Source organism: Pseudomonas sp., assembly GCF_030696055.1.
Classification (GTDB): domain Bacteria; phylum Pseudomonadota; class Gammaproteobacteria; order Pseudomonadales; family Pseudomonadaceae; genus Aquipseudomonas.
Map to the genome: position 1 here is coordinate 1 of NZ_JAUYNP010000171.1, position 9,446 is coordinate 9,446.

Here is a 9,446-nt window from a genome sequence, read left to right on the forward strand (position 1 = left end):
AATGCCAAGTAGAATCCCCACCCAAGGCACGTCTTGAGGTGATAGCGGTGGAGTTACAGCAGGGTTTTGTCCTGACCCGACATTGGCGCGATACGCCGGCGGGTACGCAGGTGGAGTTCTGGTTGGCCACCGATAACGGCCCGCGGCAGATCCGCCTGCCCTATCAGCCTTCAGTGGCCTTTATTCCGGCGGCGCAGCGCGCGCAGGCCGAGGCCTTGCTGGCCGATGAGCCGGGCGTCGAGCTGCGCCCGTTGGGATTGCGGGATTTCCACCAGCGCCCGGTGCTGGGCCTGTATTGCCAGCAGCACCGTCAGTTGATCGAGCTGGACAAGCAACTGCGCAGAAAACAAGGTGCTTAGGCAATAAAGTCCGCCATCGACAAGCTGGCGACTCCTATAAGCTCGATGGCGAATTCTGCCGTGGCATCCGCATCGGTACTGCCGTAAAGCACCCCGTCCGTGACTCTCAGCTGACCAGCTGCGGTAAAGGCGTTGCTGCTGCCAATGACCGCGGTGAAAGCATCGTTGCCAGTGGTGGCGGTGTTGGCATCCAGCGTCGACAGGTCAATTTTGTCGGCTCCCTGGACGAAGTCGGCGATAACATCCCAGGTCGTGCTGGTCAGCCCTGTTTCTAAAAGGCTGTTGAAATCGAACACATCATTGCCGGTACCGCCGGTGAGGGCATCTTTGCCTGCTCCGCCGATCAAGCGGTCATTGCCGGCGCCGCCTGACAAAGTGTCGTTAGCGGCCCCGCCATCCAACAGGTTGTTGGCGCTATTGCCAGTCAGGCTATTGGCCAGCTCATTGCCAGTGCCATTGATCACTGCGATGCCGGACAGGGCCAGGTTCTCTTGGCCAATGCCGAGGGTTCGCGTGACGCTGGCAATGACAGTGTCTATACCGCCAGCACTGGCCTCGGTGACGACATCGCTGAGGTTGTCGACGTAGTAGGTATCGTTGCCGAGGCCACCAACCATGGTGTCAGCTCCCGCCTTGCCATCCAGCATGTTGTTGGCACTGTTGCCGATCAGTTTGTTGACCAACTCGTTGCCGCTGCCGTTGATCGCTGTAGCGCCCGACAGGGTCAGGTTCTCTTGGCCGATACCGAGGGTTCGCGTGACGCTGGCGATGACAGTGTCGAGGCCGCCGGTACTGGCCTCGGTGACGACGTCACTGGCGTTGTCGACGTAGTAGGTATCGTTGCCGAGGCCGCCTACCATGGTGTCGGCGCCCGCCTTGCCATCCAATACGTTGTTGCCACTGTTACCGATCAGTTTGTTTGCCAGCTCATTGCCGGTGCCATTGATCGCTGCGGCGCCCGACAAGGTCAGGTTCTCTTGGTTTACCCCCAGGGTTTTGCTGAAGCTGGCGATTAGAGTGTCGATGCCACCTGTCGCGCTGGATTCGGTCACCAGGTCGGCGGCGTTGTCGAGGTAATAGGTGTCGTTGCCCAAACCGCCATCAAGGCTGTCGGTGCCTAAGCCACCATCGAGCAGGTCATCACCTGCATCGCCAGACAACAGGTCATTTCCGGCATTGCCATAGAGACGGTCGTTGCCACCATAACCTGAAAATTTATCGTCGTACCCGGAGCCATTTACTGTGTCATTTTTACTGAGAATCAGGCCGACCAACCCCTGGATATTGGAGTTCATGTAGTAGTTGTATGCGGTCACCGAACTGACTGATGCGCCGCTGATGGTGACGAAGGCTGAACCGCCTTGGGAGTAGCTGTAACCGCTGAGCGTTCCGCCGGTAACGTCCCCGTCGTAGCTATAAGAGAAGCTGCCGGTAAAGGTCTCAGTATGATAACCATCGGTGATAGTTATCTTGGAGCCTGTGCCGCTCGCCTCGCCATACCAGGGGTTAGTGTCAAGCTGTTGATAAGGTTGGTAGAGATTGACTGTCGCCATTAGCGGTACATCCGTGTGGTGGGGGCTGGCGCATTCTGGCGGCGAACAGTAGTTTCTCGCAAGTTTTTGGGGCGCCGGCGATGTCGCGTGGATGACCTTTGCAGGGAAACGCTGCGCGGTTTCCCGCTCTAGGCGGACTTGATGATTACGTAGGGTGGACAACGCTTTTCTGTCCACCAGTTTCCGCGCTTGCCCCTTGTGGTCGACAGCGGCCAACCCCACCGACACCGCTATAACCCCAATGCCAAGTAGAATCCCCACCCAAGGCACGTCTTGAGGTGATAGCGGTGGAGTTACAGCAGGGTTTTGTCCTGACCCGGCATTGGCGCGATACGCCCGCGGGCACGCAGGTGGAGTTCTGGCTGGCCACCGATAGCGGCCCTCGGCATATTCGCCTGCCCTATCAGCCGTCGGTGGCCTTTATCCCGGCGGCGCAGCGCGCGCAGGCCGAGGCCTTGCTGGCCGATGAGCGCGACGTCGAGTTGCGCCCGCTGGGCCTGCGGGACTTTCACCAGCGCCCGGTGCTGGGCCTGTATTGCCGGCAGCACCGCCAGTTGATCGACCTGGACCAGCGCCTGCGCCGGGCCGGCATCGATGTCTACGAGGCCGATATCCGCCCACCTGAGCGCTACCTGATGGAGCGCTTTATCACCGCGCCGGTCTGCTTCGGCGGCACGCCTGCTGCCAACGGCCTGCTGCTGGAGGCGCAGATCAAGCCCTGTAGCGACTACCGGCCAACGCTTAAGCTGGCCTCCCTGGATATCGAAACCAATGCCTTTGGCGAGCTGTATTCCATCGCCCTGGAAGGCTGCGGCCAGCGAAACGTGTATATGCTCGGGCGGGCCAAGGACGGCGACGCGGCCGTCGACTTTCAGCTGGAGTACTGCGCCAGCCGCGAGCAGCTGTTGCAGCGGCTTAACCAGTGGCTGGAGCGGCACGACCCGGATGCCATTATCGGCTGGAACCTGGTGCAGTTCGACCTGCGCGTGCTGCACGAGCATGCGCGGCGTCTGGCTATCCCCCTGCGCCTGGGCCGCGGCGGCGAGGAGATGCAGTGGCGCGAGCATGGCAGCGGCAATAACCACTTCTTCGCCGCGGCCGCCGGACGGCTGATCATCGATGGCATCGAGGCGCTGCGTTCGGCCACCTGGAGCTTCCCCTCGTTCAGCCTGGAAAACGTCGCGCAGACCCTGCTCGGCGAAGGCAAGGATATTTCCACGCCCTACCAGCGCATGGACGAGATCGACCGCATGTTCGCCCAAGACAAGCCGGCCCTGGCGCGCTACAACCTGCGCGACTGCGAACTGGTCACGCGGATCTTCGCCAAGACCGAGATCCTCAGCTTCCTGCTGGAACGCGCCACGGTCACCGGCCTGCCCGCCGACCGCAGCGGCGGCTCGGTGGCGGCCTTTACCCATTTGTATATACCGCTGATGCACCGCCAGGGCTTTGTCGCGCCCAACCTCGGCGAGTTGCCGCCCGAGGCCAGCCCCGGCGGTTTCGTCATGCAGTCGCAGCCCGGCCTGTACGAGTCGGTGCTGGTGCTGGACTACAAGAGCCTGTACCCCTCGATCATCCGCAGCTTTCTGATCGACCCGGTGGGGCTGATCGAGGGCCTGCGCCAACCCGACGACAGCGCCTCGGTGGCGGGCTTTCGCGGCGCGCGCTTCTCGCGCAACCAGCATTGTTTACCGGCGATTATCGAGCGGGTCTGGCAGGGTCGAGAAACCGCCAAACGCGAGCGCAACGCGCCGCTGTCGCAGGCGCTGAAGATCATCATGAATTCCTTCTACGGTGTGCTCGGCTCCAGCGGCTGCCGCTTCTTCGACACCCGCCTGGCCTCCTCCATCACAATGCGCGGGCACCAGATCATGCACCGCACCCGCGAGCTGATCGAAGCCGAAGGCTATACGGTGATCTACGGCGATACCGACTCCACCTTTGTCTGGCTCAGGCGCCCTCACGGGGAAGAACAGGCGGCGCAGATCGGTCGCGCCCTGGTGGCCAAGGTCAACCAGTGGTGGCGCGAACAGCTGCGCGATGAGTACGACCTGGACAGCGCCCTGGAGCTGCAATTCGAAACCCATTACCGGCGCTTTCTGATGCCGACCATCCGCGGCGCCGAAGAAGGCAGCAAGAAGCGCTACGCCGGCCTGGTCAGCCATGCGGACGGCAGCAGCGAGATGGTCTTCAAGGGTCTGGAAACCGTGCGCAGCGACTGGTCACCGCTGGCCCAGCAGTTCCAGCGCGAGCTGTATGAGCGGATCTTCCGGCGCCAGCCCTACCAGGACTATGTGCGCGATTATGTGCGGAGCACCCTGGCCGGCGAGCTGGACGAACTGCTGATCTACCGCAAACGCCTGCGCCGCCAGCTCACCGACTACCAGCGCAACGTGCCGCCCCATGTGCGCGCCGCGCGCCTCGCCGACGAGTACAACCAGCAGCACGGCCGCCCGTTGCAGTACCAGCACGGCGGCTGGATCAGCTATGTGATCAGCCTGGCCGGACCGCAGCCCTTAGAAGCGCGCAGCGCCGCCATCAATTACGAGCATTACCTGACCCGCCAGCTGCAACCTGTGGCGGACGCCATCCTGCCCTTTGTCGGCGACGACTTCGCCACCTTGGTCGGTGGGCAGTTGGGGCTGTTTTAAACGCTTTCGGTAGATGACGCTTCACCCATCCACCCTACATCCCAAACCGCACCGCAAGGCTCTTGTAGGGTGGGTTAGCGCCGCCATGCCACGTTATCCCGGAGCACAGAAGAACAAGCGCGGCGCGTAACCCACCAAGCGGCAACCTGCAGATCATGAGCAAACCGCAAAAAGCTGGTGGATTACACGGCGCACCAATAGCACCGGTGATTTTCACATCACCTCAATGCGCCGCTAACCCACCCTACGCCTCTCGATCGATATAAGACTGCGCCCAACGGTCATAGCCACACGCCCATTTTCAACTACCTTCAACTAGGCAATCTGATCGCGCAGAGTCTCCCCTATGCCATAACTCTACCCTTGCCTCTGGTGCGATCAGTACTGTGCTCAGACTGTTCAACCCGAACAAGAGGAAATCATGATGAACTCCCTCAAAGGTGTCGCCGTTTCGCTGGCGTTGCTCGGCACGGCATTGATCACGCCGGCCGCCCTGGCCGAGCAAGCGGGCTTGATCGCGGCCACCGCAGCGAATCTCAAGTGGGTAGCCGCGCCCGCGGTAGGACCCGGCGCGATGATGGCGGTGATCGAAGGTGACCTGAAAGCCGCCGAGCCCTTCACCCTGCGCTTGAAACTGCCGGCCAATACCAAAATCGGTGTGCATACTCATCCCGTGACCGAACGCGTCACCGTGATCTCGGGCGCCTTCTACTTTGCCCCCGGCGACACCTTCGATCCAGCCAAGGCCACAGCCTATCAACCGGGCGATACCCTGATCATTCCCACCGGAATGAAGATGTATGCCGCCAGCCGCGAACAGGAAACCGTAATCCAACTCCACGGCACGGGCCCCTGGGGAATCCATTACCACAACCCGGCGGACGACCCGAGAAACCCCTAGGGTCAGTTCCAGCTGCCTGCTAATAGCCTCACGCAGCGCCGGGAAAGCAACCCGGCGCTGCGGGCGGACAAAAATAGACGCAGCTAGCCGCGTGCGGTAACGACAGTTGCCGACAACGCCTTGGGCTTACGAAATACCAGCACATTGCCCAGCATCACCAGCACCAGGCCGAACAGCGCCGGGGCGGTCCACTGGTAGCCCTCGACGAACACCGAGATATTCAGCGCCACCACCGGGAACAGCACGGTGCAGTAGGCCGCGCGCTCCGGGCCCAGGCGCCCGACCAGGGTCAGGTAGGCGGTAAAGCCGATCACCGAACCGGGAATCGCCAGATACAGCAGGGTGCCGACATAACGGACATTCCACTCGAAGCCGAACGGCGTGCCGCTCACCAGACAGATAGTCACCAGCATCAGCGCGCCATACAGCATGCCCCAGGCATTGGTGGTCAGCGGCTTGAGCCCGGCCTTCTGCTGCAGGCTGGAGAGCAGATTGCCGGCGGAAAAACACAGGGTGCCGATCAGCGCCAGGCCCATGCCCAGCAGGGTCTCGCGGCTGGCCTCCTGCCCGGCCAGTTGCGGCCAGAACAGCAGCGCCAGGCCGCCCAGGCCCAGGGCGCCACCGGCCAGCACATTGGCGGCGATCTGCTGTTTGAAGAACAACCGTGCATTGATCGCGTTCCACAAGGTCGCGGTGGAGAAGATCACCGCCACCAGACCGCTGGGGATCCACTGGCTGGCGCTGTAGAAGCACAAGAAGTTCAGGCAGAACAGGCACAGGCCCTGGGCCAGGCAGATCAGCTGGCCACGCTTATCGACTTTCTGCAGGCGCCCGCTCAGCAGCAGAATGGCGAACAGCACCGCCGCCGCCAGGGCGAAGCGATAGGCGATGGAAGCGGCAATCGCCACCTCACCGAGTTGCAGCTTGAGGGCGATCCAGGTGGTGCCCCAGATCAGTACGGTCAACAGATAGAGCGACAGGTTCATCAGCGGGCTCCCGGTGGATAGGCGAAAGTCTGCGCGCTAGCGGCCGCCGCCACTTGCATAAAGTTGCGCTTTTTAGGGCAACGGGCCGCGCCCTGCTCCGCTAGCGCCAGGCATTAGCCGTACGCTATGGCCAGCGCTGGCTGCGGCTGGTACAACCCTAGGCACCAATCCCAAGCTACGTGGAAACCGCCATGACCCAGCCGCTGCTGCCCCTGAGTGACAAGGACGCTGCCTATCTCTCCTCGGCCAGCGCCAGCGCCGCCCTGGCCGAGGTGTCGATTGAGACGCTAAATAGCCGCTGCTTCTGCATCAGCCTGGACCATGAGGCGTTGCGCGCGGCCCTGGAGTCGACTCTGGGCCAGCCCGGCCTGTTCGAGCTGGTGCGCGAGCGTTGCCCCTATCTGTTCGCCGCCCATCCGGTATTCGTCGCCCCAGCCCAGCTCGAGCGCATGGCCGAGCTGATTCGCGCCATCGAATCGGTGGTGGCCCTGCCGGCTTATCGCGAGCTGGTGTTGGCGCGCTCGCCGGCTATCGCGCGGCACGATCCGGGCGGGGCCAAGGGGGTGTTCTTCGGTTATGACTTCCATATCACCGAAGACGGCTTCGGCCTGATCGAGATCAACAGCAATGCCGGCGGCGCCATGCTCAACGCCGTGCTGGCGCGGGCGCAACGGGCCTGCTGCCCGGCCATAGAGCAACTGCTGCCGTCGGCGCTGCAGGCCGAAAGCCTGGAAGCCAGCATCATCGCCATGTTCCGGCAGGAGTGGGCCCTGGCCGGACACGAGCGGCCTCTGCGCAGCATCGCCATAGTCGACGAGGCGCCGCAGCAGCAGTACCTGTACCCGGAGTTTCTGCTGTTCCAGCAGCTATTCCAGCGCCATGACCTGCAAGCGGTAATCGCCGATCCCAGCGAGTTGAGCCTGCGTGACGGCCGGCTCTGGCATGGCGAACTGGCCATCGACCTGGTCTACAACCGCCTGACCGATTTCGCCCTGGACGACCCGGCCCATGCCCAGCTGCGCGAGGCCTATCTGCAGCGCGCCAGCCTGCTCACCCCGCACCCGCAGGCCCATGCCCTGTACGCCGACAAGCGCAATCTGGCGCTGCTCAGCGATGCCCAGCAATTGCAGGCGCTGGGCGTGCCCGAGGCGACTCAGACGCTGTTGCTGGCGGCCATTCCCCACACCGAAGTGGTCGACCCGGCCAATGCCGAACGCCTGTGGCGCCAACGTAAGCAGCTGTTCTTCAAACCCTGTGCCGGCTATGGCAGCCGCGCCGCCTACCGCGGCGACAAGCTGACCCAGCGCGTGTGGCAGGAGATTCTCGCCGGCGATTACGTGGCCCAGGCCCTGGTGCTGCCGGGGCAACGGGTGATGGCCCACGAGACCCCGGCGCTAAAGTTCGACCTGCGCGACTATGCCTATAACGGCGAGGTGCAGTGGGTCGCCGCGCGCCTGTACCAGGGCCAGACCACCAACTTCCGCACCCCGGGCGGCGGCTTTGCCCCGGTCTATCCGGGGCCGGAGGGCGGTTGTGCGCCAGGCTGCGACTGATCAGCCAGCAGCACTCGCCTCGCCATGCTTGGGCAAGCCTAAGGAAAGCAGCGCGGCGAGCAACACAAAGACCGAGGAAATCCACAGACAAGCCTCCAGGCCGTACGCCTGATAGACCCAGCCGGACAACAGGGTGCCGAGCAAGCGCCCCAGGGCGTTGGACATATAGTAGAAACCCACGTCCAGGGACACGCCGTCTTCCTTGGCGTAGCTGAGGATCAGGTAGCTGTGCAGCGAGGAGTTCACCGCGAACAGCACACCGAACAGCATCAGCCCACCGAGCAGCACCCAGTGCGCCGACAGCTCGCTGCCCAGGCCCAGAGCGATAGCCGCCGGCAAGCCGGCCAGCACGGCGGCCCAGGCAAAGGCGGCGCGGCCATCCGGCAGCTGACCGCGGGCCTTGCCGCTGACCTTGCTGGTAAGCGCCGGAGCGAAGGACTGGACCATGCCGTAGCCGATCACCCAGGCGGCGAGAAAGCCGCCGACCAACCAGAAGTCCCAGCCGAACACGCTGGACAGGTACACCGGCAGCGCCACCACAAACCACACATCGCGGGCGCCGAACAGAAACAGCCGCGCCGCCGAGAGGATATTGATCGCCCGGCTCTTCGACAGAATGTCGCGAAACTTGGGTTTGGCCTTCGCCTTGCCCAGATCCTTTTTCAGCAGCAGCAGGCTGGCCAGCCAGATCAGCGCCAGCAACGCCGCCATCAGCAGTAGCGCACCACGAAAACCGAGCAACGCCAGCAGCCCACCGCCCATAAAGAAGCCCACGCCCTTGAGCGCATTCTTCGAGCCGGTGAGGATCGCCACCCATTTGTACAGAGTGCCCTGCTGACTGCCCGGCACCAGCAACTTGATCGAGCTCTTGGCGCTCATCTTGTTCAGGTCTTTGGCGATACCGGACATGGCCTGGGCGCCCATCACCCAGGGAATCGTCAGCCAGGCCGCCGGCACGGTGAGCATCAGCAAGGCCGCCACCTGCAGGCCCAGGCCGATATTCATGGTGCGATTAAGCCCCAGCCGCGCGCCCAGATAGCCCCCCACTAAATTCGTTACGACACCAAATAGCTCATAGAACAGAAACAGCGCGGCGATCTGCAGCGGCCTATAGCCCAGGCTATGGAAATGCAGCACCACCAGCATGCGCAGCGCGCCGTCGGTGAGGGTAAAGGCCCAGTAGTTGCCGGTAACCAGCAGGTACTGCCGTACTTGCGGGGCCAGGCGGGATAAGGCATTCATCGGGAGTTCCTGTCTATCAACGGCGTAGGTTGGCGCTGAGCCTGCGAAGCCCAACAGGGAGCGCGCAGCACTCCGCTCGAGGCCCTGCTTGTGGCTCTCGAGTTGTGTTGGGCTTCGCGGAGCTCAGTCCAACCTACCCATCTAGCCGGCCAAACCCACCAGCCGCGCCAGTTCCACGGTGCGGTTGGCGTAGCCCCACTC

Annotated in this window: 6 protein-coding genes and 1 pseudogene; 4 read left to right on the forward strand and 3 right to left on the reverse strand. The window is 63.0% G+C overall.

The window, feature by feature from the left end; genetic code table 11:
- Window positions 1-47: 47 nt before the first annotated feature.
- A pseudogene (locus Q8Q83_RS10065) lies at window positions 48-344 on the forward strand (DNA polymerase II); the annotation flags it as partial.
- Window positions 345-355: 11 nt separating this feature from the next.
- Here the strand turns inward: Q8Q83_RS10065 and Q8Q83_RS10070 are convergent.
- Window positions 356-1,912, reverse strand: a complete 1,557-nt coding sequence (locus Q8Q83_RS10070) for a calcium-binding protein (RefSeq protein ID WP_305623348.1) — start codon at window positions 1,910-1,912, stop codon at window positions 356-358.
- A 287-nt stretch (window positions 1,913-2,199) separates the two neighbouring features.
- On the opposite strand from Q8Q83_RS10070, the gene Q8Q83_RS10075 reads away from it, so the two are divergent.
- Complete coding sequence (locus Q8Q83_RS10075; RefSeq protein WP_305623349.1) at window positions 2,200-4,563, forward strand: DNA polymerase II; 2,364 nt, start codon at window positions 2,200-2,202, stop codon at window positions 4,561-4,563.
- Window positions 4,564-4,987: 424 nt separating this feature from the next.
- Window positions 4,988-5,464: a cupin domain-containing protein gene (locus tag Q8Q83_RS10080; RefSeq protein WP_305623355.1), complete on the forward strand. Its 477-nt coding sequence runs from the start codon at window positions 4,988-4,990 to the stop codon at window positions 5,462-5,464.
- 83 nt (window positions 5,465-5,547) lie between these two features.
- On the opposite strand, the gene Q8Q83_RS10085 is transcribed toward Q8Q83_RS10080, so the two are convergent.
- Window positions 5,548-6,450, reverse strand: a complete 903-nt coding sequence (locus Q8Q83_RS10085; RefSeq protein ID WP_305623351.1) for a DMT family transporter — start codon at window positions 6,448-6,450, stop codon at window positions 5,548-5,550.
- 191 nt (window positions 6,451-6,641) lie between these two features.
- On the opposite strand from Q8Q83_RS10085, the gene Q8Q83_RS10090 reads away from it, so the two are divergent.
- Window positions 6,642-8,003: a hypothetical protein gene (locus tag Q8Q83_RS10090; RefSeq protein ID WP_305623352.1), complete on the forward strand. Its 1,362-nt coding sequence runs from the start codon at window positions 6,642-6,644 to the stop codon at window positions 8,001-8,003.
- Here Q8Q83_RS10090 and arsJ read toward each other — a convergent pair whose 3' ends face one another.
- A complete protein-coding gene (gene arsJ, locus Q8Q83_RS10095) occupies window positions 8,004-9,245 on the reverse strand; it encodes an organoarsenical effux MFS transporter ArsJ (protein WP_305623354.1) in 1,242 nt (413 codons plus the stop codon).
- Between the last annotated feature and the right edge of the window lie 201 nt (window positions 9,246-9,446).

Excerpts from the sequence above, each read along its gene's own strand:
- Q8Q83_RS10070 (WP_305623348.1), bottom strand. The coding sequence starts at position 1,912 with ATGGCGACAGTCAATCTCTACCAACCTTATCAACAGCTTGACACTAAC.
- Q8Q83_RS10090 (WP_305623352.1), top strand. The coding sequence starts at position 6,642 with ATGACCCAGCCGCTGCTGCCCCTGAGTGACAAGGACGCTGCCTATCTC.
- Q8Q83_RS10085 (WP_305623351.1), bottom strand. The coding sequence starts at position 6,450 with ATGAACCTGTCGCTCTATCTGTTGACCGTACTGATCTGGGGCACCACC.
- Q8Q83_RS10080 (WP_305623355.1), top strand. The coding sequence starts at position 4,988 with ATGAACTCCCTCAAAGGTGTCGCCGTTTCGCTGGCGTTGCTCGGCACG.
- arsJ (WP_305623354.1), bottom strand. The coding sequence starts at position 9,245 with ATGAATGCCTTATCCCGCCTGGCCCCGCAAGTACGGCAGTACCTGCTG.